We start from the raw sequence: 22,164 nt of genomic DNA, 5'->3' as shown, positions 1-22,164 counted from the left end.
TAAACATGTACACAATGTTACCCAGCATTAAAAATTATAGCGTACTCCTACTTCCAGCATTGCATCTGGTATTTGTTTTGCTTTTAGACCACTCAGTTGCCCGCCTACGGTTAAAGCAGCTGTACCAACTATCTGTGGAGCAACTTCATAATCAACACCAACCTTCAGTTTGTACGAAATAGCACCTAGTACTTTATCTAGTGTGTTATCTTGAGCTTCAGCTGCATTAGGGCTTCCTTCAGATTTACCAGAGCCAAAAGGTATTACTTGGAGATATCAACCTAAACCTCCACTGACATATAGTTTCACAGGATCAATGTCAACGTCAGGATAATAACGGTAATTTGCTAATAAACTAGCTCCCATTTTCTTGTCTGCTGCACCAAACATATCACTTACGTCGGTGAGAATCTCAAGTTCAAACTTAGAGCTTTTATCATAATTATAACCAAAAACTAAGCCAGGTTTTATTTTTAATCCAGTACCCCATCCACCACCAAAGTTTAAACCTGCGTAGTACTGCTCTTTTGCGCTATTGCTAGCTACTTTATTACTAGCTGCACCTGCTAGAGATGAAGTGAGCAACACAGCTAAAACACACAATCCTTTTATTTTCATATAACTACCCATACAAAAAAATATATAATGCACAAGTATATATCCTTTATATTAAAAAAGATATAACTGCATATCAAAAAAAGTATACCTACGAAATTAGGGACATGCTACTCAAAATTTTTATATAACTATGTTTACTACCTTATTTGGTACAGCATATATAGTGCGAATTTTGCTTTGATCGATTTTGTTAGATACAGAATCTGTTGCTATTTTCTTCAATTTTTCTTGAGGTAAATCAGTTGCCACTTCAATGGTCGCACGTAACTTTCCATTGATCTGCACTACTACAGTCACCATATTATCAATTAGTAGTGATTCATCAGCTTTTGGCCAAGGTTGCATATATAGCATGCCTTCGCCTCCTATTTTTTGCCATAAATTTTCAGCCAGGTGTGGCATGAATGGCTCAATTACTCTGATTAGTATGCATATACCTTCATCAATAAGAGATTTTCCAGTTTTTACGTCTATTTCAGCTATTAAATTTGTCATTTCACGAAACTTTGCTACCACACAGTTTAATCTGCAGTTTTCCAAGTCATCTGTAAGCACTTGCAATAGTTTATGGATTTTTTTTCTGTACTCTAGGAGTTTACCTACAATGTTTTCATTATCATAGTGTATGTTTACGGGCCTAAGTTGCACTACCATACGCCACAATTTATTTATGTAGCGAAAACAACCTTCCACGCCATCATCAGACCATTCCATATCTTTTTCTGGGGGGGTATCGGATAATACAAACAAACGAGCAGTATCAGCACCGTATTTTTCTATGATAAAGTTTGGGTCAACTGTATTCTTCTTTGACTTACTCATCTTTTCGACTTTTCCAACTTGGATCTTAGCACCCTTCGCAATCAACTCTTTTGCTTTTTCGGGAAAGAGCCATTTGCCATTCTCATCTTTATAAGTTATATGGCAGACCATTCCTTGAGTGATTAAAGTAGAGAAAGGCTCTTTAACGTCAAAATAGCCACATTTAGTTAAAGCACGGCAGAAAAACCTTGAGTAAAGCAAATGTAGAATTGCATGTTCTATTCCACCTATGTAATAATCAACAGGCATAAAACGATTACAAGTATCTTTATTAATCGATTTATTTTCACTGCAAAATGCAGCAAAATACCAAGAAGATTCAAAAAAAGTGTCAAATGTATCAGTTTCACGTTCTGCTTGCTTTCCGCACTTTGGACAATCAACAAATTTCCAGGTTGGGTGCTTATCCAGGGGATTACCACCACTTGTAAATTCTACATCCGTTGGTAGAACAACAGGGAGGTCTTTTTCTGGAACTGGAACAATTCCACAATCTTTACAATGTATAATAGGTATAGGACATCCCCAATAACGTTGCCTTGAAATTCCCCAATCATGCAAACGGTAGTTTACTGTTTTTTTGCTTATTCCTTTTTCTTCAAGCTTTTTAATGATTACTTCCTTTGCCTCATTAATCATTAGTCCGTTTAAGAATTCAGAATTGAACATCACTCCATCACCGAAGTACGGTTCTTTTAAGATCTCTGTGCTCTCTTCACAAACTACAGGAATAATCGGTAAACCATACTTCTGTGCAAATTCAAAATCACGCTGATCATGTGCAGGGCAACCAAAAATCGCACCTTCTCCATACTCCATCAACACAAAATTCGCTATATAAATTGGTAATTCCTTGTCGAGAAATGGGTGCCTGACGTTCAGTCCAGTGTAAATTCCAATTTTTTCATCATTCTCCCCCTTTGCCTTCATATTACCAATAAAGTCTCTTATTTCTTTGTCCTTAAGGTCTTGTACAATAGGGTGCTCTGCTCCTACTGCAAGAAAAGAAGCTCCAAATAAAGTATGAGGAGAAGTTGTAAAAATCTTTAATTTCTTATTCAGGCCAACTATTTCAAAATCTATAGTTGCCCCTTCAGATTTTCCTATCCAGCGCTCTTGCATAGTTTTGACTTTTTCTGGCCAATTTTTTAAACTTTGCAGACAATGAAGCAAATCTTCAGCAAAATCAGTAATCTTTAAAAACCATTGGAATAACTTACGTTTTTCAACAACTGCACCTGATCGCCATCCTTTTCCATCAACCACTTGCTCATTTGCAAGCACTGTTTGGTCCACTGGATCCCAATTAACCCACGACTCTTTTCGATAGGCAAGACCATGCTTTAAAAAATCCAGAAAAAATTTCTGTTCGTGTTTGTAATAATCAGGCTCACATGTGGAAAGCTCGTGATTCCAATTGTAGGAAAGACCTATAGATTTTAGCTGTGCACGCATATTGTCTATATTCTCTTTTGTCCACGCTGCAGGGTTAATATTATTGTCCCTTGCTGCATTTTCAGCTGGTAATCCAAACGCATCCCAGCCAATTGGGTGCAAAACCTCAAATCCATGAGCTCTCTTGTAACGTGCTATAACATCTCCTATTGCATAGTTACGCAGGTGCCCCATATGAATCTTACCAGATGGATATGGAAACATTTCCAACACGTAACATTTCTTCTTTTTACTATCTTTGCTTACAGAAAAATCCCACTTATTTTGGTAGAATTTTTCAACGTTTTTAAAATCATATTTCATAAATTCAATCACAGTTTATATGTACTAAAGGATCGACTGCTTGACCATTATGCCTTATTGTGAAACACATCTGCGGATCTTTATCTTGTGTGCTTGATTTACCTGCAGATCCAATTACTTGACCTTGTTTTACTTTATCACCAATTTCAACTTGTATGTTTTTTAAATAGGAGTACATAGTCATGTAATTATCTTTATGTTCCACTATAATTAAATTTCCGTACCACCTCAGGCCTTTGCCTACGTATATTACTTTGCCAGGTGCAGAAGCAATAACCTTTGTTCCACTTTGAGCAGTAATTTTTATGCCATCTTGACATATTTTATCAGAAGAGGTAACTGCACCTTTAACCGGTATTACAAATTTACACATGCTTTGTGCATTATTGTTATATACCTTATCTACGAAGGCTTTTCTACTTTCTTTTTGCAGCGAAGAATCAACATTTTCTTTAATCAAATGATACTCCCTTGTGTACTCCAGGTCTCTTTTTCCATAAAATTCTTCGCCTTTAAGTAGTACAGGTGCAGGTTTTTGCAGGCCACAGCTTATCAGTATTGCTGATAATATAAAGAACAAGGCTATACGACACATACACTTATCTCTAGATATATCAACTTTCACAAAACTTTATAGTGTTTTTCGTCTATTTATTACTTTCTTCATTTATTTTATCAGTCAAATAGTCTCTTAAATCGGTAAGTTCTTGCAACAAATTTCTTGAATAATGATCAATTCTTACATCGTTACCAAATTCCTTTTGTACTCCTTTTATTGTATATCCTTTGTCATATAGCATATATTTTATTTTCTTTATTGCCTCTATACACTTATGATCATATAGTCTTCTTCCCTTCCGTTTTATGGGTTTAATTTGATGGAATTGACTTTCCCAGAATCTTAAAACATGCTGCTCCAAATGTAGTTCTTCAGCTACTTCTCCAATTGTGTAAAATAATTTTTCCTTATTCATCGGTTGTTTATTAATTTCTTCATCATTTTTGAAGGTCTAAAAGAAATTGATTTTCTCGCTTGAATTACTACCCTTTCCGATGTCTTTGGTATATTTCCTGGTCTTTCTTTCTTGTTTTTAACCAAAAATGTTCCAAATGAAGATATTTTTACTATTCCATCCTTTGCTAAGCTCGTTTTTATCTCATCCAATATATCATCTATTATTGCAATAGAGTCTTCTTTCGATAATCCAATTTCCTGGTTTATACATTCAGCTATTGTTGCCTTAGTTACTGTTGTGTCTTTTGTTGTCATAATTTATTACAGTATGTTAATATAATATAACAATCGACTCAAGATTCAGCTACTTTATTTTTATAGTATGTTTCTTTTGTAGCATAATTAAAAATACTAGCAAATGTTAACATTGCAAATATTGTGAAAAGCGCCATTTGATGATCTGAAAAAAGTGCTAAAATTGACACTAAAATTCCACTCATAACAAACATAAATCCATTGATAATGGATGATGATGTGCTAATATACTTCTGCTCAACAATCTCACTACCAACAGTAAAATTAAGCATATGTCCTCCTGCAAAAAAACCAAACATTAACATACAAAAGTATATAATATGAACTGTTAAATTACCGCATAGTAAAATAATAGCTGAAATACTTTGCAATGTGGCAAAAGCAGAGATTACGTGCCTTCTATTTTTAAATAGATTTGAGATTAGATCTGCAATTGGAGCACCAACTGCAAGACCAAGCCACAATATTGCAGTTGCCACACCTAACTCCATTGTATTGAGTTCTAAGTTGCTTAGTAACCTTGGTGCCCACAGCATATTAAGCGCTAAAAATGTTCCAAAAGTAATAGCACCCACTATTGAGGTTATCCAGATATCTCTTAATTTTAGCACTGTTAGTACAGAACATATTACTGTTTTTATAGAGCTCTTTATTGTGTATTCCACCAAATTTTTTTTTGAAAGTCCTTTCGGATAAAAAAACATAAGTACAAATATCGATACGCCAAATAATATTACGCATACAATAAGATTTTTCCAATCTGCACCTTCGGTAAGCAAGCTAGAGAAGCACATTTGAATCATCAAAGCAGAAAGACTTGAAATTGTCTGCACTAGTGAGAACATCAGTCCAAATTGAGTAAGGGGAAAATATGTGCTACTTACATGAGCAGCGCCAATAAAACCAAACGATGCTCCAATTGCGATCAAAAATTGAGATAAAATTAAATGGGCAAAATTGTCACTCTTGATAAGGACAAAAAAACCAAAGAGCATGATTGACAATGAGAAAAAATAAATTTTTTTGCTGGAAAAAACATTAAACATTGCCCCAATAAAAAATTGTGAGATAGCAAAAGTCCAAGTATATGCTGAATTAGCTAGTGCAACTTGCGCGATTGTGAGCCCAAGTTCTTTTTCAAGATTCACGCTTATAAAGGTGTAGATTATCTGCATATTGCTGAATACAACAATCAAGTTACTGATTAGCCAAATGAACCAAGCTTTATTTTCCATAAGATTTTTTTATAAATAGTCCATTGATAATAAACCTCTTTTAGGCTCTGATTATTGTTAAAACAGTTGCAATTATAGTATGATATAAAAGCTATGAAACAACAAATTTGTTGTGAGATTTAATTTGTTAGAGTCTGTACATAATCTCAAGAAAGGAATAAGTTCAACAATCATCATCTATAAGATAAAGGTGAAAATTTGAAATTATCATGAATTGGCTCATTTTTCTGCCACTTAGATGATGTTTTTTCAAATTGTTGATAAATCAAAGTCAGTTTAGCTATTAATTATTCATCTTTTTTCTAATTATGCAGTGGATCTATTATTAAACCTTTCAATAATACTTTTTATTTTTGCTGCCTCTTCAAACTCTAAATTTTCAGCATGCTTCAACATTTGTTTTTTCAAACTGCTTAGATCATTCTGACTAAAATCCTCAATCACCACTTTTTCCCGTAAAGTATTTGATATAGGCTTTATTATAGTTTTTGGTACAATATTATACAGTGTATTATGCTCTGTCTGTTTCTTTCTTCTCCTTTCAGTTTCTTTCAGTGCACGATCCATAGAATTAGTAATTTTGTCTGCATATAAAATTACTCTGCCTTCAACATTTCGTGCAGCACGACCTATCGTTTGAATGAGCGAAGTCTCTGATCGTAAAAACCCTTCTTTGTCAGCATCTAAAATTGCAACCAATCCACACTCGGGAATATCAAGACCTTCCCGCAACAAGTTAACGCCAACAAGAACATCTATTTCTTTAGATCTTAATTTGCATATAATTTCAATTCTTTCCAGTGCACCAATATCTGAATGTAGGTAAGTTACTTTCATACTGAGCTCACTCATATGCTCAGCTAGTTTTTCAGCCATTTTTTTTGTCAATGTGGTAATTAGAATACAAAACCCTTTTTTTATCGTCACTTGTGCCTCATGAATCACATCATCAACCTGACTCCCTGTTGGTTTTATGATGCAGATGGGATCTGTCAGTCCTGTTGGGCGGATAACTTGCTCTATAAATGCGTGATTAGTCTTTTCTAATTCATATTTTCCTGGAGTAGCCGAAACGTAAATAGTCTGTGGCCGTATTGCCTCCCACTCTTCCAATTTTAATGGACGGTTATCAAAAGCAGAAGGTAGCCTAAAACCATAATCTATCAATTTCTTTTTACGTGCTTCATTACCGCTATACATTGCACCTATCTGGGGAACGGTTACATGGCTTTCATCAACAAATAAAATTACATCTTTAGGTAAATACTCAAACAATGTAGGCGGTGGATCTCCGGCTTTCATTCCGTAAAGATAACGCGAATAATTTTCAATACCTTTACACACTCCCGTTGCCATCATCATTTCAATATCAAAATTAGTACGCTGCTCAAGGCGTTTTGCTTCAACAATTTTGTTCTGTGAATAGTAATAATCCAGGCGTTCATGTAGTTCTTTTTTAATCAATTGAACTGCTTGCAAAAGAGTCTCACGTGATGTAGTGTAATAGCTATTTGGAAAAATGGTGACTGTATCTATGCGTCTGATAATATTGCCGTTCATGGCATCAATCTCAGAAATTTCCTCTATTTCATCACCAAACAATGATAAACGCCAAGCTTTATTTTCATAATAGGCAGGAAATATATCAATAATATCGCCGCGCACTCTGAAATATCCTCGCTCAAATCTGACATCAGAACGTTTATATTGGAGATTAACTAAATTATTCAGAAAGTCATTAACATGAATCTTATCTCCAGCACTTAAAGTCAAGGTCATGCTGAGATAGCTCTCAGGCGAACCAAGACCATATATACAAGAAACACTCGCAACTACAATCGTGTCCCTACGCTCCAAAAGAGAGCATATAGCAGAATAGCGTAGCATATCAATTCTTTCATTTATTAAAGAGTCTTTTTCAATATAAGTGTCTGTTTGTGGCGAATAAGCCTCAGGCTGATAATAATCATAATAAGAAATGAAGTATCCAACAGCATTGTGAGGGAAAAATCCTCTCATCTCCTCGTAAAGCTGCGCCGCTAAAGTTTTATTATGTGCCATAATTAATGCAGGCCTGTTTGTTCTTGCAATAACATTTGCCATAGTGAAGGTTTTTCCAGAGCCAGTAACTCCAAGCAAAACCTGATCTCTTTTATTACTATTTAACCCTGCAACTAAGTTGTCTATTGCCTGTGGTTGATCTCCAGCTGGCTGAAAATGTGTAACTATTTGAAATTCCATACCTTTATATTTTCATAATGTATTTATTACTATACAATACATTTGCTAGTGTAAATAAGGTATGAAAGAATGAACATAAAAAACTCTATTTTTTCTTTTTATAGAGCCTGCTCCAAATCCTATTGTTGGTTAATACAAAAAACACCGTCAAAATTATAAAGTATGTCACTATTTTTAACCCAAGTTTATGTCGGCGTTCCATTTCTGGCTCTGCTGCCCATTGTAAGAAATTTACCACATCATATGACATACTTTCAACTGTAGCTTGCCTTGCACCATCATATTCTACCATTCCTTCAGAGAGTGGTGGTGCCATAGCTAACCTGCCTGTTGAAAAATATGGATTAAAATATAAACCGTTCTCATCGTGTTCACCATTTTGATAACCAATGAGCAGTGAATAGATGTAATTTGCACCATCGTGCCTTGCTTTAACAATGAGTGATAAGTCTGGTGGAATTGCACCATTATTACTTGCTGCAGCTGCTTCTTTTGTATCAAAAGGTGCAATAAAATAATCCGAAGACACTCCCGGCCTATCAAACATTTCACCCAAATCATTTGGACCATCTTTCACTTGGTAAGAGGCTGCAATTTGTTTTACATCCTCTTCGGAAAAACCAACATCTTGCAAGTTACGAAACGCTATTCTATTCATTGAATGGCAAGCAGCACAGACTTCCTTGTATACTTTATAGCCACGCTGAATTGACTCTCTATCGAAAGATCCGGTAATTCCATTAAAACTCCAGTCAATTTTCTTATTTGGTAAAGGTTTAAACTCCTCTGCAGATAGAGAATTAGCGAAAAATAATACACAAAACACAGCAACTTTAACCAATAGCATCACTTCATCTCCGGCACGGAATCGCTTATTGTTTTTGGTAATTTTTTTGGTTTCTCATACTTACTAAGTAAAGGTAAAATTATCACAAAATATGAAAAATAATAAAGAGTTGAAAGCCTACTTAAAGTAATGTAAGGCTCCTTAACTTCTTGTCCCCCAAGCCAGGCAAGAAATGCAAAATTTATTGCAAAAACCCAAAAAAATTTCTTAAATAATGGACGGTAGGAACCACTTTTAACCTTTGATTTATCAAGCCAAGGCAAAAGAAACCACACTAAAATAGATCCAAACATGGTAAGTACACCAATAAGTTTATTTGGAATTGAACGCAGCATCGCATAAAAAGGTAAGAAATACCACTCTGGCACTATATGTACTGGAGTTACCATAGGATCAGCCTCTATATAATTATCAGGATGCCCAAGATAATTAGGGGCATAAAAAACAAATGCAAATAAAATTATAAAAAATAAACCAAAAGTTATGCAGTCCTTTGCTATATAGTAAGGATAAAAAGGAATGGTATCCTTATCTGACCTGACTTCTATTCCACTTGGATTATTAGAGCCAAACCTATGCAGAGCAACAACATGCAACATAGCTAAAGCGATAATAATGAAAGGCATAAGATAATGCAGCGCAAAAAAACGATTAAGCGTTGGATTATCAACAGAGAAACCTCCCCATAGCCATATAACTATTTTATCACCAATTAAAGGTATAGCCGAGAATAAATTAGTTATAACTGTTGCACCCCAAAAACTCATTTGTCCCCATGGAAGAACATATCCCATAAAGGCAGTTGCCATCATTGCAAAAAATATAAATATGCCAATAAACCATACCATTTCTCGCGGTCTCTTATAAGATCCGTAATATAATCCACGCATGATATGAACATAGACCACCATAAAGAAGAGCGACGCCCCAACAGCATGAGTATAACGTATCAGCCATCCATAACTTACGTCACGCATTATACGCTCCACACTATTAAATGCATGATCAACATGCGGAGTGTAGTGCATGGCAAGAAATATACCTGTTATTATTTGTAAAATCAGCGCTATACCAGCTAAAGAACCAAAATTCCAAGCATAATTTAAATTTTTTGGTACTTGATAAGAAGCAGTATGTTTTAGAAAAGAAAATATAGGCAGTCTGTACTCTATCCAACCTAATATACCTTTTTCTTCTATTATTTCTTTTTTGCTATCATCTTCCATAACTTAAAGCTTTGTCATCTTAACTCATTGTATTGTAACAATTTAACGCTAATAAACAATAAAAAGTTTAAGTTTAAAGAGTAGATTTCACAAAAACAAGCACTCAAATTTGAGTGCTTGTTTTAAAGGGACTTTTGATGACATACACCTTTAGATATTGTTGAATTGCTTAATGAACTTCGAGGACATTGATAAAGTTTTTCACACTTACTAAGTGCTGTCTCGAAGTTTTTTTCTATAGTGTTAAGCCTTCTTTCTCTAATTTCTTGTATTGTGAGAAGTGAATCTTCTAGTGGCCTTGAGTATTTTTTCTCTGTGAACTTTCTGATCATTACATCAGTTAGTAGAGCTGTTGAATTAAAATCAACTTGTGAAGAACCAATTGGGCTACCAGCCAAGTGATCAACAGATTGCTGTGCAGGAAGTAAAGTAGGAGCACTGCTGAATAAGCCATTGAGTGTGGCAGTGGTTACCCAACTAAATATACTATTAATAAAAGAAAAAGGTTTTACTGCACTGCTTGGTGCAGGATCTGGAGTATCACCAGCTTCCAATCCTATCTTAGTATTTGCCCTGGTGGAGGCTGAGAAAGGGTTCGCTGTACTACTTGCTGCATCTGGAGTATCACCAGCTTCTAATTCTAACTTAGTATTTATTCTAGCAGAAAGTAATAGTTCTGTACAATTATTTTTATGAAATCTTAACACAGCTAAGAATATTTTTTTTATGTCACAGCCATCACTGCAAAGACTTTCATAACCTGGAATAACCTCAAATGCTATTTTGCCATTTGTACTTCTAATATTAATATCAATATTATTATCAAGCAGAACTTTTGCTATATCTAATCGACACTGATAAAGTGCTAAGTGTAAAGCTGTAAAATTTTGCATTCCTTGAAAGCTAGTGTTGCCGTGAATACAATCAAATACAACTTTCTCCATATCATATGTTACAACAATGGATACGGAAGGAACAATGCACGCATCACTCACAGCATTAACACGAGCACCATTGTTAATCAAAAACTGCAATATCTTTGAGTTAGCTCTGTAAGTAGCAAAATGTATAGGTGCCATGCCATATTGCTTACCATTAATAATATCGTTTTGTACACCTTTAATCTTTGCCTTTCTAACACATCTTTTAACTTTCTCAAAATCAAGTTTGTTTATAGCAATAAACAATTTATTCCTTAACTCTTCTATTCTGTATTTTCGCATCAAATACCTCCTATAAGACAACGCCCTTGGCTTTGTATCACATGATTTAGTATTTACAAGTAAAATTTACAGAGAAAACAATAGTTAAAAATTAGGTCTTTAGCAATCTATCACGTGCTGCGTTTAACTTTTGTGCAAAATATTCCGAGCCTCCCTTGTCTGGATGGACCAGTTTCATTAAATTTTGGTATGCCTTATTGATTTCATTTTGGCTTGCCTCGGAATTCAGCCCCAGTATTTTTAATGCTTCATCTTTGGACATATTATCACCAGTGTAATTTTTGGTGTAACTTTTACTGCTGTTAAATTCGTTCAAAAACTTACTTAATATAGAGTTCATCATAAAACTTATGTTATTTCTCTTTGCCAAAAAGAGAAAAAATACAACAACGCTAGGTAAAACAAACGTGATTATTGTGAATATCAAAAAAAGGAAGAAGATGAATGACATGTATATTTTTTTATCATTTTATGATTAAATAGTAACAATTATAATTGTCATGGTAAATAACATGTTTATCCAGATTGAAGAAACACCAAACCCAAACACGCTGAAATTTCTTCCTGGTTTTGAAATTCTGAGCGAAGGAGAAACAGCTGATTTTTCAAATGCAGATGAAATAAAGAACTCCAAACTAGCAGTAAATCTTTTTCAAATAGAACATGTTGTAAGAGTATTTTTTGGTCATGATTTTATTTCGGTAACAAAATCAGATAGAATGAATTGGGATATAGTAAAGGTGGAAATTTTAACTACAATTATGGATCACTTTACTTCTGGTGGAAAAGCATTTGATAAAGAAGGAGTAAGTGATAATAAAATGCTAGAGGAAGAATTCTTTAATGAAAATGATATAGAAATTGTAAATAGAATAAAAGAATTGATGGAAAGTTATATTAAACCTGCAGTTGCTCAAGATGGTGGTGATATCAAGTTCCGTGGCTATAAAGACGGAATAGTTTACGTTGAACTGCAAGGAGCTTGCTCTGGGTGCCCAAGTGCTGCAATTACCTTAAAACAAGGAGTGCAGAATATGCTAAGCTATCACATACCAGAAGTTTCAGGTATAGAGACTATGCTATGACTAATCAAACAGTTAGAGGAACAAAAGATCTCCTGTTTGATGAATGGTACAAGTTTAAACACATAGAGCAAACAGCAAGCAGAATCTCAAGTTTATACGGCTTTTTACCTGTTCAAACTCCGATATTTGAATATACGGAAGTTTTCACAAAGACTTTAGGTGATAGCTCAGACATCATCACTAAAGAGATGTACACCTTTAATGATAAAGGGGGAAAGAGCATAACTCTGCGTCCTGAGTTCACTGCAGCTATTGTTAGGTTACTCATTGAAAAAAAACTGCAAACGCCGATAAAATTATTTTCAATAGGGCCTGCATTTCGCTATGAAAGACCGCAAAAGGGAAGACAAAGGCAATTTCATCAGATAAATTTTGAGGTTTTTGGCATAGAAGATCCAAAAGCTGATATTGAATTGATATCACTCGCTCAGCACTTACTAACTGAATTTGGCATCAATAAAAATGTAAAGCTGGAAATCAACTCTCTGGGTGATAGTGAAACAATAACTCAGTATAGAGAAGCTTTGATATCGTATTTAAAAAAGTTTCAAAATGACCTATCAGAAGATAGTCAAAATAGATTGATTAAAAACCCACTCAGAATATTAGACTCTAAGGATAAGACAGATAAAGAAATAATCTCTGACGCACCAAAAATCAGTGATTATTATACAAAAGAATCTTCATATTTCTTTGACCAGGTGTTAAATGGACTGCAAGCTCTTGGCATACCTTACACTGTAAATAGCAAATTAGTTCGAGGTCTAGACTATTATTGTCACACAGTATTTGAATTTGTCACAGAAGATTTAGGTGCACAAGGAGCAGTTTTTGCCGGTGGAAGATACGATAATCTAGTATCTTCAGTAGGTGGAAAACACACTCCAGCAATAGGATTTGCAGGGGGGATTGAGCGTATAATGGAATTAATCAACTATGCTGAAAAAAAAGAGAGGCCTATTTATATAATTCCAATCGGTGGAGAAGCTGAAGAACATGCTCTAACACTTGCAAGTGAATTACGCAGAAATGGTTTATATGTGATTTACGAATATAGTGGAACTCTAAAAACCCGAATGAAAAAAGCAAATCAAGCAAATGCAAAAGTTGTATTAATCTTTGGTGATGAAGAGCTAAGCAGTAAAACTTTAAAAATTAAAAATATGGACACGGGTGAAGAAAAAATGATTGCTCGCGATAAAACCGTAGAAAATATCTAATCAGAAGCAATAGGAGTGTTAGCTATAGAAGAAAATTCCTCTGCACAAGAATTTTTCATAGCATTTAATATATCATAATCTGTAAAATCTAATTTTATCGGTGTAATAGTAATAAAACCTCCTTTTATTTTATCTACACTACCACTGCCTGAGTGTTCCCGAGACCAATTTAAGCTCAAAGAACCATTTAAGTTTTCAGTAAAAGTTAAATCACCATCAATGTTATATTCACCTTGTTCAGCAAATTCGACCCCTTTCACTTTTTCTGTAGCAGGAAAATTTATACTCATCACTATATCTTTAGGCCAACCAACTTTCATTAGCTTGCTGATAACCTTTGGTGCAAAAACTTTTGTATTGTTCCAGTCTATTTTATCATGATAAACTTGGCTCAGCGCAATAGAAGGTATAGATCTTGCAGCACCTTCCATTGCAGCACCGATTGTGCCTGAATAACAAATATCATCTCCAACATTTGATCCAATATTTACTCCAGATAATATTAAGTCTGGTTTTTTATTCATAATTTTATTTAACGCGATAATGACACAATCTGCGGGAGTACCAGACACACTAAACTCCCTTTCACTATGTTGACTTATTTTAATAAATTGCTTTACTGGATAGTCAAGAGACCTTGCAGCTCCACTCCTATCAGTATCTGGTGCCACTATCCATACTTCCGATGCAAAATTGTGTGCAATTTCTTTAAGTAGTCTTATTCCTTCACTTTCAAAGCCATCATCATTTGTTATCAATATTATCATATGCAGTACTCGACTATCAAAGTATACTGATGAGGTTTTAAGTTTCTTTGCATAACTATGAACTGTAACAAAGAACCTGCTACGAATCAATAAGGAAAAATTAGAGAGTGACCAGTTTGCTATCCTTTAGCTTGCTGTGAGTTAATCGTAAATACCAATTTTTAGCTTCACACCTAACTCACAATCAAAGTTTAGTAAACTCTAGAGGCGTGCTAAGCAGCAGAAAACCTTGCTATATTTCCCAAAAATGCTTTCACTCTTTCAAGGCAAGTGGATGGTTCTGCAGGTATTGCTACTTCATCTATCTTACCATATATTGCTGCATCTACGACTTCACCTGTTATTAATTCCCTTAGCTTTTGTTTTATCTGTCCTCTACGAATATGTTCTCCATAGTCATTATAAAACTTCACATATAACTCTTTAAATACAAATTCTTTTATAGCACTTCTCATATGAGAAATTCCATCCTTTACTTCATCATTTGCATTGCTCAAATCCACTTCAGAACCTAGCGAATATAAGTCATCAAAATTTTCTTTTAAAATTTTTATTTTAAAGTAGTGCTTATCTACAGATCTCTCAAGAAATCTTTTAGTAGCATTACCGGCCAATTCTCCTATTATCTGAGGCTCTAGTTGAGCTGCAAAATTATTTTCTGCTTCAAGGCCACTTAATGCATAAATGATACGATTAAGCATTCCAGGACCACATTGGCGATTACTTTCCTCAAAACGAACCAGCAATACAGATTTCAATAGCTCTACATCTGCATTTTGCTTTCTTGCTGCAATTAAAACTAGATTTATGGCCTGTGTTAATGTCAGTCCGGTTTTGGAATCTACCCACCTTACCCATTCTCCTTCTCTATAATTATCTACCTTCAAATAAGGCGCTATCAGTTCTTTCTGCTGATTTGTCAAACCGCCTATATAGTTTTTAAACTCTTCATCCAGCTCATTTGACGGAGTCCCATATTCTTCCTTTAATTTTTTGGCACACTCAATAACACTTTGCTCAAAACTTCTAGTATGAACATTCTGATTACCAGTACCTACATCACTTACATTAAACAAAAAGCTCATTTGCTTTACACTTAAACCCAGAGGCGAGAAGAGCTTTATTAATGGATACTTTATTAACTCAAGAAGTGCTACTGGGATCAATAATATAGTATTAATAAGCACTAAACATATTCTAAGACCCAACGCTCTACTATTTGATAATGTTCTGCTAAGCTCTGATATCTTCGATGAACAATACAAAAATGGTAATTGGATACAATATATTGAGTATATAGAAAAAAATAAAATCTTATCTTTCAACCCTATTGTCGGGTCATTATATACTTCAGAAAAAATGTTATCATCACTATTTTCATTTTTGAAAGATTGATAGCTACTTGTAATCTTTTCTGTAAAAATAGAACAGAGCTTATGCAGTCCGTAGCACAAAACACAAGTGGCAAGTAAAACTGCAAGTGTTCCAAAAACAGCTAACACCTCACTTGAAGTTTTGGCAAGAAGGAATGCATAAAGCGCATCAATAAAGATCTCAAGTAAGTAGTCAAATAAAAAAATTGCTCCAATAGCAGCACCAACTAATAGAACATACCCACAAACAACCAAAAATGTTTTTAACCTCGGATTCATAAACCACTTCTTAATAACCTATTAATATACTTCTCATTATATGCTTAAATTAAAAAAATGCAAATTTTTATACAAAAAAGATCAATTGAAATTTTCGAGCTTCAGCTATATTGTTAATATATTCAGATAAAAATTAAACATTGTTGTGTCAAATAAAATAGGCTTTTTGGCTATTTTCGCCTTGGTGATCAGTAGCCAAATCGGCTCTGGAATTTTTATGCTCCCAATTAGCCTTGCACCATACGGCGCTTATAGCCTCATAAGCTGGGTTATATCAGGATTTGGTGCTATATCTCTTGCTTTAGTTTTTGCTTCACTCTGCGCAAAATTTCCAGAAACGGGTGGTCCTCATATTTATGTGAAACATGCCTTTGGCTCTACAGCAGCTTTTTTTGTTGGCTGGACATATTGGGTAAGCTCGTGGGTAAGCTCAACAGCTGTGACAATTGCAAGTATCGGTTATTTAGCCCCGCTTTTTCATAATGATATACAAGATATACGTTTGCTTTTAGAAATAACATTAATTTTAGCTATTATGCTAATAAACTTAAGGGGAGTAACTACTGCTGGGCATGTTGAGCTTCTGCTGACCATTGTTAAAATTATTGCACTTCTCGCAATACCTATCGCAGGGTTGTTTTTCTTTGATAAAAATAATTTTATTGTAAGCGAGGAAGTATCAAACTTTACAATATCACAAACTCTTGCTCGTTCTACACTCCTTACTCTATGGTGTTTTATTGGACTTGAATCAGCAACGGCACCTGCAGGATATGTCAATAATCCCTCTAAAACAATACCAAGGGCTATAGTGCTTGGAACAGTCTGTGTTGCTGTGATATATTTCATCAATAGTCTTTCAATTATGGGATTGATAAGTTGTAATGACCTAGCTAGTTCAAAAGCACCATATGTTGATGCGATAAAAATTATGTTTCCAGGTAATTGGCATTTAATTATTTCTGTTGTTGCCTTTATCGTTTCTGTAAGTAATTTAAATGCTTGGTTTTTAGCTGATGGACAGGTCACCTTAGGCCTTGCAAAAGACAAGTTAATGCCGCAATTTTTTGGCAAAAAAAATAAGCATGATGCTCCATTATGGGGAATAATACTCAGTACTTTGGGGGTGTTAGTTTTACTTATCCTAACGTCAAACAAAAGTTTTGCTGAGCAAGTAACTTCAATAATTGATATCTCTGTGGTGTCATTTTTGTTTATCTACTTAGCATGTAGCCTTGCTTTTCTCAAAGTTAATATACAAGACAAAAGCTACTGCAAATTTTTAATTGGAGGTGTGGCTGTATCTTTTTGCTGTTGGGTAATATACGAGACTTCTATAAAAACATTGTTAATATCAAGTCTATTCCCTTTAAGCGGAACACTTATTTATCTACTTTGGTATCATAAACTAAAAACTTAACTTAAATTTTTTATTTGCTAAAATTCTTAAGCTATACTACTGGCTTACATTAATAGAATTAAGAGGTATTGTGTCAAATAAAATAGGTTTTTGGGCTGTTTTTGCTTTAGTCATTAGTAGTCAGATCGGCTCTGGGGTTTTTATGCTTCCAATTAGCCTTGCTCCATATGGCGCTTATAGCCTTATAAGTTGGATGATATCAGGAGCTGGTGCTGTGTCTCTTGCGCTAGTTTTTGCTACGCTATGTGCAAAGTTTCCAGAAACAGGAGGTCCTCACGTTTATGTGAAACATACTTTTGGTCCTGCTGCAGCGTTCTTTGTTGGTTGGACATATTGGGTAATCTCATGGGTTAGTACAACAGCTTTAATAGTTGTGGGTGTTGGCTATCTTACACCATTTTTCCATGAAGATATCAAAAGTATGCGTTTATTTTTAGAGCTGTTGTTATTTACAATCATTACATTAATAAATTTAAGGGGAATAGCTACTGCAGGGCACGTTGAGTTTCTGCTCACGGTTGTGAAGGTTGCTGTATTGCTTGCAATACCTGTAGCAGCGTTGTTTTTTTTCGATAGAAATAATTTTATCATAAGTGAAGAAATATTAAGTCTTACAACATCGCAAATTCTTGCCCGCTCTACACTCCTTACTTTATGGTGTTTTATTGGACTTGAATTGGCAACAGCACCTGCAGGGTCAGTTGATAATCCAGCTAAAACTATACCAAAAGCTGTGGTGCTTGGCACAGTTTGTGTTGCTGTTATATATTTTATCAACAATTTTGCAATTATGGGATTGATCAATGGCAACAATTTAGCAAGTTCAAGAGCACCATATGTTGATGCGATAAAAATTATGTTTTCTGGTAATTGGCATTTAATTGTTTCTATAGTTGCATTCATTTTTTGTGTTGGCAGTCTAAACGCTTGGGTTTTATCTAGTGGACAAGTTGCTTTTGGTCTTGCAGAAGATAGACTAATGCCAAAATTCTTTGCTAAAAGGAACAAGCATGGCTCTCCTTTTTGGGGAATAACAGTTAGTTCAATTGGAACTGCAATTTTACTAATTCTCACTTCAAACAACAATTTTGCCCAGCAGATTACGTCGATTATTGACTTTTCTGTAATTTCATTTTTGTTCGTTTATCTTGCATGCAGTCTTGCCTTTCTAAAGGTTATTATACAGGAGAGGAGTTGTTATAAGCTTTTAATTGGTAGCATAGCAACAACCTTTTGTTGTTGGGTGATATTAGAAACCCCTGTAGGTACTCTGCTGACTTCGAGCCTGTTCACTGCAAGTGGCATACCCATTTATTTATTTTGGTACTGCAAAACTTCTGTGCAACAAATTCAGTAGTGAGAGATACACTTTAAATGGTTAATATTTATGGGCCAAGATTTTTTTTCTCTTTATCTACTTGTTCAATATTACCATTCTCAAGTTTGCTACCTACTTCTTCTGTGCGTTTATTATCTATGTAGATCTCATTTTTTGCTTTATTAGAAAGACCTATTTGCGATTGCAGTTTTTTATACTCTTCTTTTTCAGGCGTGAAAATTTTCACTAAAGATCTTCCTATTATTGGTATTGAACTTAAAAAATCTCTTAATCCAAAAGATTCTTGCTTCTTGTTTGAAAGATGCTGGTCTATCTTAGAAATTTTCACACCATACTTTTTATCATCAAAATTTATCGCTGGCTTGCTTTTTTTCGAAAGAACATTTTGAATCTCTAATCTATTGATTTTTTCAGGCTTTTGAAATGCAGATACTGCAGGTTTGACCTTAGTGTCATCATGTTTTTTACTCATTTCATTCTACCATGCAATATTACTAGTGTCTTATAATTATAACTAAATTCTGGTTAATTGCAAGGTAAAAATATTAAAGTAATTGTAAATTTTATCAGTAAAAATATAATATAGTTTTAAAATCAGAGGTTTATTTATATGGGATGTAAGATTGCAGTTATTGGAGCAACAGGAAGAGTAGGATATGAGGTATTGACCATGCTTGCTGAGTTTCAAAAAGAGGGAAAATTTTCGATAGATTCTGTTGTTGCTTTTGCATCGAAAAAATCAAAGGGAAAAAAGGTGAGTTTTGGTGACAAAGAGTTAACAGTTTTATGCCTTGAGGATTATGACTTCGTTGGAACTAATATAGCCATTTTCTGTGCAGAATCTCATGTTTCTGAGAGATACGTACCAATTGCAACTGAGGCTGGGTGCGTTGTGATAGATAACACTTCCTACTTTAGGATGAAAGAAGGCGTGCCACTAGTTATTCCAGAGATCAACAAAGATAAAATTACGGAATATAAAAACCATAACATAATATCTAATCCAAACTGTACTACAATACAAATGTTGCTGGCATTACATTTATTACACAAAAAAGCAAAAATAAAGAGAATCGTTGCTTCAACTTATCAATCAACTTCTGGTGTAGGTAAAGCAGCAATGGATGAGCTTTACAATCAGACAAAAAAAATCTTTATGAATGAAGCTAAAAAACCTGAAATATTTCCTAAGCAAATAGCATTTAATTGCATTCCTCATATAGGAGAGTTCATGGAAGATGGTTCTACAAAAGAGGAGTGGAAAATGCAAGAGGAGACAAAAAAAATTTTAGAAGAGGATATAAAAGTAACTGCAACTTGTGTACGAGTACCTGTTCTTGTTGGTCATGCTATAGCAGTAAATGTAGAATTTGATCAGCATATAACTGAAGAAGAAGCTCGTGAAATGCTCAGTGAAGACGATGGAGTTTTAGTACAAGATAAGCGCGAAGATGGTGGATATATGACTCAGATTGATGTTGTGCAAGAGGATGCCGTATACATATCGCGTATTAGACAAGACGATACCGTTAAACACGGATTAAATATGTGGATAGTAGCTGATAATCTACGCAAAGGTGCAGCACTAAATATAGTGCAGATCTTGGAGATCTTGATCAAAGAGCATTTATAGCTCAATAACTTAAATCTATATTGACATGTCCCATTTTACGCTTGTCCCTAACCTCTTTTTTCCCATATATGGTTAAACTAGCTTTTTCGTTGCTCAAATATTTGTGAGAATTATATATATCATTACCTATTATATTTTTTGTCATGCAAGGAAAGCGTAATACTACTTCCTGCATAGGTAATCCGCATATTACCCTCACCAGCTGCTCGAATTGACTAACGTTGCATGCATCCAAGCTCCAGTGGCAAGAATTGTGGGGTCTTGGGGCCAATTCGTTAACTAGTAATTCATGATTTTGAGTGATGAAAAATTCAATAGCTAGGATTCCTACTACATCAAGTGCAGTTGCTATTTTCTTTGCAGTTTTTTGTACCTCTTGGGCTAATTTATTATCTATTTTAGCTGGTGCTATTGAAGTATTAAGTATTCCGTCAACGTGGTGATTCTCTGCTATAGGAAAAAAAGCTACTTTACCGTTTTTATTTCTTGCAACGACTATTGAAACCTCTTTCAGTAAATCAACACTTGCTTCAAGAATGTACTCTTTATTCCAATCGAAGGAAGCAAATTGCTTCAGTTCAGAATCATTTTCAATCACATATTGTCCTTTTCCATCATAACCCATTTCTGTTGTTTTTAGCCTCACTGGATAGCTAAAAGTTTCACTACTTTCTAGTAGCTGATTATAATTTTGTATACTTTTGTAATCAGCAGTTTTTATGCTTAAATCTCTAATAAAATCTTTCTCTCTCAGCCTATTTTGCGAAATGTGTAACGCCTTTTTGCCTGGATAAAAATCTGCGTGCAGCGACACAATATCAATTGCACTACATGGAATATTTTCAGACTCAATAGTGACTAAATCCACACTCTGTGCAAAAGATTCAAGTGCCCTCTTATCACAGAAGTCTGCTATTGTTAAATCATCAGCAACAGAACAAGCTGGATCGTTTTTAGCACTGGCAAAAATATGCGTTTTGTGCCCAAGTTTTATTGCAGCGATAGCAGTCATTTTACCTAATTGCCCACTTCCTATTATTCCTATCACTTTTTTATCCAGTGGATCTGTTTTGTTCATCATGTAGATTAATATTTCCTAGTTAGAGTACGATAATATGCTTGGAAAATCTATGAAAAAAGTGTATAATTGAAGTGTGTTAAATTTTTATCATGAACACTTTACGATGACCATGAAATACACACTTATTACTCATTCTGTTGAAGTTACAGTTTTGCCAATTTACATTGAAGAGCAATCCATTCCTTATGAAAATTGTTACGTATGGATGTATAATGTTAAGATAAAAAATAAAAGCTCATCAACCATTCAATTATTAAGTCGCTATTGGCGAATAATAGATCATAAGGGCAAAATAAATGAAATTGCTGGAGTTGGTGTTATTGGAGAACAACCTGTAATAAAATCTGGAGAGGTATTCAAATATACAAGTGGAACATACTTAAATACACCATCAGGAATAATGCAGGGTAAATATGAATTTCTGAACGAAGAGAGCATAAAAACCTTTGATGTTATGGTACCACCCTTTTCCTTAGATAGTCCATACGTTAACACTAGACCTCATTGATCATCAAGATAGTGTATTTGTTTAAGTGCATCTGAAACCAGTGCTTCTTGTTTTGTCATTTGAGCTTCCATAATGTCATCCGAGTAGCTGATACTGAGATCCAACTAAGTTGATAAACACGAAAGCACTGACCATTTGCTTCTATAGTTGTCTTTTTTCGTCTATCTTATTTTGTGTAACCGTTCACGGAGATAAGGTGGTTTACAAAGTAAGTATAAA

Annotated in this window: 20 protein-coding genes and 1 pseudogene; 6 read left to right on the top strand and 15 right to left on the bottom strand. The window is 34.5% G+C overall.

All coding sequences use genetic code 11. The features are described 5' to 3' along the window. Nucleotides 1-27: 27 nt before the first annotated feature. From OPR58_RS03070 to OPR58_RS03020, 11 genes and pseudogenes are all read right to left on the bottom strand, one after another. A pseudogene (locus OPR58_RS03070) lies at nucleotides 28-618 on the bottom strand (hypothetical protein). Between the two features lie 120 nt (nucleotides 619-738). Next, entirely contained in the window at nucleotides 739-3,198 is a 2,460-nt protein-coding gene (gene leuS / locus OPR58_RS03065; RefSeq protein WP_265022973.1) for a leucine--tRNA ligase, read from the bottom strand. Between the two features lie 4 nt (nucleotides 3,199-3,202). Next, a complete protein-coding gene (locus tag OPR58_RS03060) occupies nucleotides 3,203-3,793 on the bottom strand; it encodes a murein hydrolase activator EnvC family protein (RefSeq protein ID WP_265023160.1) in 591 nt (196 codons plus the stop codon). 52 nt (nucleotides 3,794-3,845) lie between these two features. Beyond that, nucleotides 3,846-4,172, bottom strand: coding sequence for a MerR family transcriptional regulator (locus OPR58_RS03055; RefSeq protein WP_010402982.1), 327 nt, complete (start codon nucleotides 4,170-4,172; stop codon nucleotides 3,846-3,848). Beyond that, a complete protein-coding gene (locus OPR58_RS03050; protein WP_211907504.1) occupies nucleotides 4,169-4,468 on the bottom strand; it encodes an integration host factor subunit alpha in 300 nt (99 codons plus the stop codon). Before OPR58_RS03050 ends, OPR58_RS03055 begins: the two co-directional genes overlap by 4 nt. A gap of 38 nt (nucleotides 4,469-4,506) precedes the next feature. Further along, complete coding sequence (locus OPR58_RS03045) at nucleotides 4,507-5,703, bottom strand: MFS transporter (RefSeq protein ID WP_265022972.1); 1,197 nt, start codon at nucleotides 5,701-5,703, stop codon at nucleotides 4,507-4,509. A gap of 306 nt (nucleotides 5,704-6,009) precedes the next feature. Then, on the bottom strand, nucleotides 6,010-7,944 hold the full coding sequence (uvrB, locus tag OPR58_RS03040; RefSeq protein WP_265022971.1) for an excinuclease ABC subunit UvrB: 1,935 nt from the start codon (nucleotides 7,942-7,944) through the stop codon (nucleotides 6,010-6,012). 85 nt (nucleotides 7,945-8,029) lie between these two features. Further along, complete coding sequence (locus tag OPR58_RS03035) at nucleotides 8,030-8,791, bottom strand: cytochrome c1 (RefSeq protein ID WP_010402969.1); 762 nt, start codon at nucleotides 8,789-8,791, stop codon at nucleotides 8,030-8,032. Then, nucleotides 8,791-10,017, bottom strand: a complete 1,227-nt coding sequence (locus OPR58_RS03030; RefSeq protein ID WP_010402967.1) for a cytochrome b — start codon at nucleotides 10,015-10,017, stop codon at nucleotides 8,791-8,793. Before OPR58_RS03030 ends, OPR58_RS03035 begins: the two co-directional genes overlap by 1 nt. A gap of 122 nt (nucleotides 10,018-10,139) precedes the next feature. Further along, the gene (locus OPR58_RS03025; protein WP_406846504.1) at nucleotides 10,140-11,204 is read right to left on the bottom strand and encodes an ankyrin repeat domain-containing protein; all 1,065 of its coding nucleotides are present in this window, start codon (nucleotides 11,202-11,204) and stop codon (nucleotides 10,140-10,142) included. A gap of 127 nt (nucleotides 11,205-11,331) precedes the next feature. Continuing rightward, complete coding sequence (locus OPR58_RS03020; RefSeq protein ID WP_265022969.1) at nucleotides 11,332-11,556, bottom strand: DnaJ domain-containing protein; 225 nt, start codon at nucleotides 11,554-11,556, stop codon at nucleotides 11,332-11,334. A 196-nt stretch (nucleotides 11,557-11,752) separates the two neighbouring features. Between OPR58_RS03020 and OPR58_RS03015 the strand changes: the two genes are divergently transcribed. Then, nucleotides 11,753-12,325: a NifU family protein gene (locus OPR58_RS03015; protein ID WP_006015115.1), complete on the top strand. Its 573-nt coding sequence runs from the start codon at nucleotides 11,753-11,755 to the stop codon at nucleotides 12,323-12,325. Then, nucleotides 12,322-13,545 (top strand): histidine--tRNA ligase, encoded by a 1,224-nt coding sequence (hisS, locus tag OPR58_RS03010; RefSeq protein WP_265022968.1) that lies wholly within the window; start codon nucleotides 12,322-12,324, stop codon nucleotides 13,543-13,545. The genes OPR58_RS03015 and hisS overlap by 4 nt, the downstream gene beginning before the upstream one ends. Here the strand turns inward: hisS and surE are convergent. Beyond that, complete coding sequence (gene surE, locus OPR58_RS03005; RefSeq protein ID WP_265022967.1) at nucleotides 13,542-14,312, bottom strand: 5'/3'-nucleotidase SurE; 771 nt, start codon at nucleotides 14,310-14,312, stop codon at nucleotides 13,542-13,544. The genes hisS and surE overlap by 4 nt on opposite strands. A 212-nt stretch (nucleotides 14,313-14,524) precedes the next feature. Beyond that, on the bottom strand, nucleotides 14,525-15,964 hold the full coding sequence (locus OPR58_RS03000; protein ID WP_265022966.1) for a hypothetical protein: 1,440 nt from the start codon (nucleotides 15,962-15,964) through the stop codon (nucleotides 14,525-14,527). Between the two features lie 145 nt (nucleotides 15,965-16,109). Between OPR58_RS03000 and OPR58_RS02995 the strand changes: the two genes are divergently transcribed. Together OPR58_RS02995 and OPR58_RS02990 are read left to right on the top strand one after the other, a co-directional pair. Then, a complete protein-coding gene (locus OPR58_RS02995) occupies nucleotides 16,110-17,384 on the top strand; it encodes an APC family permease (protein ID WP_029237623.1) in 1,275 nt (424 codons plus the stop codon). Nucleotides 17,385-17,454: 70 nt separating this feature from the next. Then, entirely contained in the window at nucleotides 17,455-18,741 is a 1,287-nt protein-coding gene (locus OPR58_RS02990) for an APC family permease (protein ID WP_265022965.1), read from the top strand. A gap of 28 nt (nucleotides 18,742-18,769) precedes the next feature. Here the strand turns inward: OPR58_RS02990 and OPR58_RS02985 are convergent, their stop codons facing one another. After that, nucleotides 18,770-19,195, bottom strand: a complete 426-nt coding sequence (locus tag OPR58_RS02985; RefSeq protein WP_264375113.1) for a hypothetical protein — start codon at nucleotides 19,193-19,195, stop codon at nucleotides 18,770-18,772. Nucleotides 19,196-19,333: 138 nt separating this feature from the next. Here OPR58_RS02985 and OPR58_RS02980 point away from each other — a divergent pair, with 138 nt between their 5' ends. Then, nucleotides 19,334-20,356, top strand: a complete 1,023-nt coding sequence (locus tag OPR58_RS02980; protein WP_010402896.1) for an aspartate-semialdehyde dehydrogenase — start codon at nucleotides 19,334-19,336, stop codon at nucleotides 20,354-20,356. Nucleotide 20,357: 1 nt separating this feature from the next. Here OPR58_RS02980 and OPR58_RS02975 read toward each other — a convergent pair whose 3' ends face one another. Further along, the gene (locus tag OPR58_RS02975; RefSeq protein WP_010402894.1) at nucleotides 20,358-21,434 is read right to left on the bottom strand and encodes a 5-(carboxyamino)imidazole ribonucleotide synthase; all 1,077 of its coding nucleotides are present in this window, start codon (nucleotides 21,432-21,434) and stop codon (nucleotides 20,358-20,360) included. Between the two features lie 106 nt (nucleotides 21,435-21,540). Here OPR58_RS02975 and apaG point away from each other — a divergent pair, with 106 nt between their 5' ends. Next, complete coding sequence (apaG, locus tag OPR58_RS02970; protein WP_265023159.1) at nucleotides 21,541-21,945, top strand: Co2+/Mg2+ efflux protein ApaG; 405 nt, start codon at nucleotides 21,541-21,543, stop codon at nucleotides 21,943-21,945. Nucleotides 21,946-22,164 lie beyond the last annotated feature (219 nt).

The organism is Wolbachia endosymbiont (group B) of Ischnura elegans (genome assembly GCF_947251585.1).
GTDB lineage: Bacteria > Pseudomonadota > Alphaproteobacteria > Rickettsiales > Anaplasmataceae > Wolbachia.
This window is presented reverse-complemented; position numbering and strand designations above follow the sequence as displayed.

Excerpts from the sequence above, each read along its gene's own strand:
- hisS (WP_265022968.1), top strand. The coding sequence starts at position 12,322 with ATGACTAATCAAACAGTTAGAGGAACAAAAGATCTCCTGTTTGATGAA.
- OPR58_RS03055 (WP_010402982.1), bottom strand. The coding sequence starts at position 4,172 with ATGAATAAGGAAAAATTATTTTACACAATTGGAGAAGTAGCTGAAGAA.
- OPR58_RS03000 (WP_265022966.1), bottom strand. The coding sequence starts at position 15,964 with ATGAATCCGAGGTTAAAAACATTTTTGGTTGTTTGTGGGTATGTTCTA.
- apaG (WP_265023159.1), top strand. The coding sequence starts at position 21,541 with ATGACCATGAAATACACACTTATTACTCATTCTGTTGAAGTTACAGTT.
- OPR58_RS02980 (WP_010402896.1), top strand. The coding sequence starts at position 19,334 with ATGGGATGTAAGATTGCAGTTATTGGAGCAACAGGAAGAGTAGGATAT.
- surE (WP_265022967.1), bottom strand. The coding sequence starts at position 14,312 with ATGATAATATTGATAACAAATGATGATGGCTTTGAAAGTGAAGGAATA.
- OPR58_RS03035 (WP_010402969.1), bottom strand. The coding sequence starts at position 8,791 with ATGCTATTGGTTAAAGTTGCTGTGTTTTGTGTATTATTTTTCGCTAAT.
- OPR58_RS03060 (WP_265023160.1), bottom strand. The coding sequence starts at position 3,793 with ATGTGTCGTATAGCCTTGTTCTTTATATTATCAGCAATACTGATAAGC.
- OPR58_RS03015 (WP_006015115.1), top strand. The coding sequence starts at position 11,753 with ATGTTTATCCAGATTGAAGAAACACCAAACCCAAACACGCTGAAATTT.
- uvrB (WP_265022971.1), bottom strand. The coding sequence starts at position 7,944 with ATGGAATTTCAAATAGTTACACATTTTCAGCCAGCTGGAGATCAACCA.
- OPR58_RS03050 (WP_211907504.1), bottom strand. The coding sequence starts at position 4,468 with ATGACAACAAAAGACACAACAGTAACTAAGGCAACAATAGCTGAATGT.
- OPR58_RS03045 (WP_265022972.1), bottom strand. The coding sequence starts at position 5,703 with ATGGAAAATAAAGCTTGGTTCATTTGGCTAATCAGTAACTTGATTGTT.
- OPR58_RS03030 (WP_010402967.1), bottom strand. The coding sequence starts at position 10,017 with ATGGAAGATGATAGCAAAAAAGAAATAATAGAAGAAAAAGGTATATTA.
- OPR58_RS02975 (WP_010402894.1), bottom strand. The coding sequence starts at position 21,434 with ATGAACAAAACAGATCCACTGGATAAAAAAGTGATAGGAATAATAGGA.
- leuS (WP_265022973.1), bottom strand. The coding sequence starts at position 3,198 with ATGAAATATGATTTTAAAAACGTTGAAAAATTCTACCAAAATAAGTGG.
- OPR58_RS02985 (WP_264375113.1), bottom strand. The coding sequence starts at position 19,195 with ATGAGTAAAAAACATGATGACACTAAGGTCAAACCTGCAGTATCTGCA.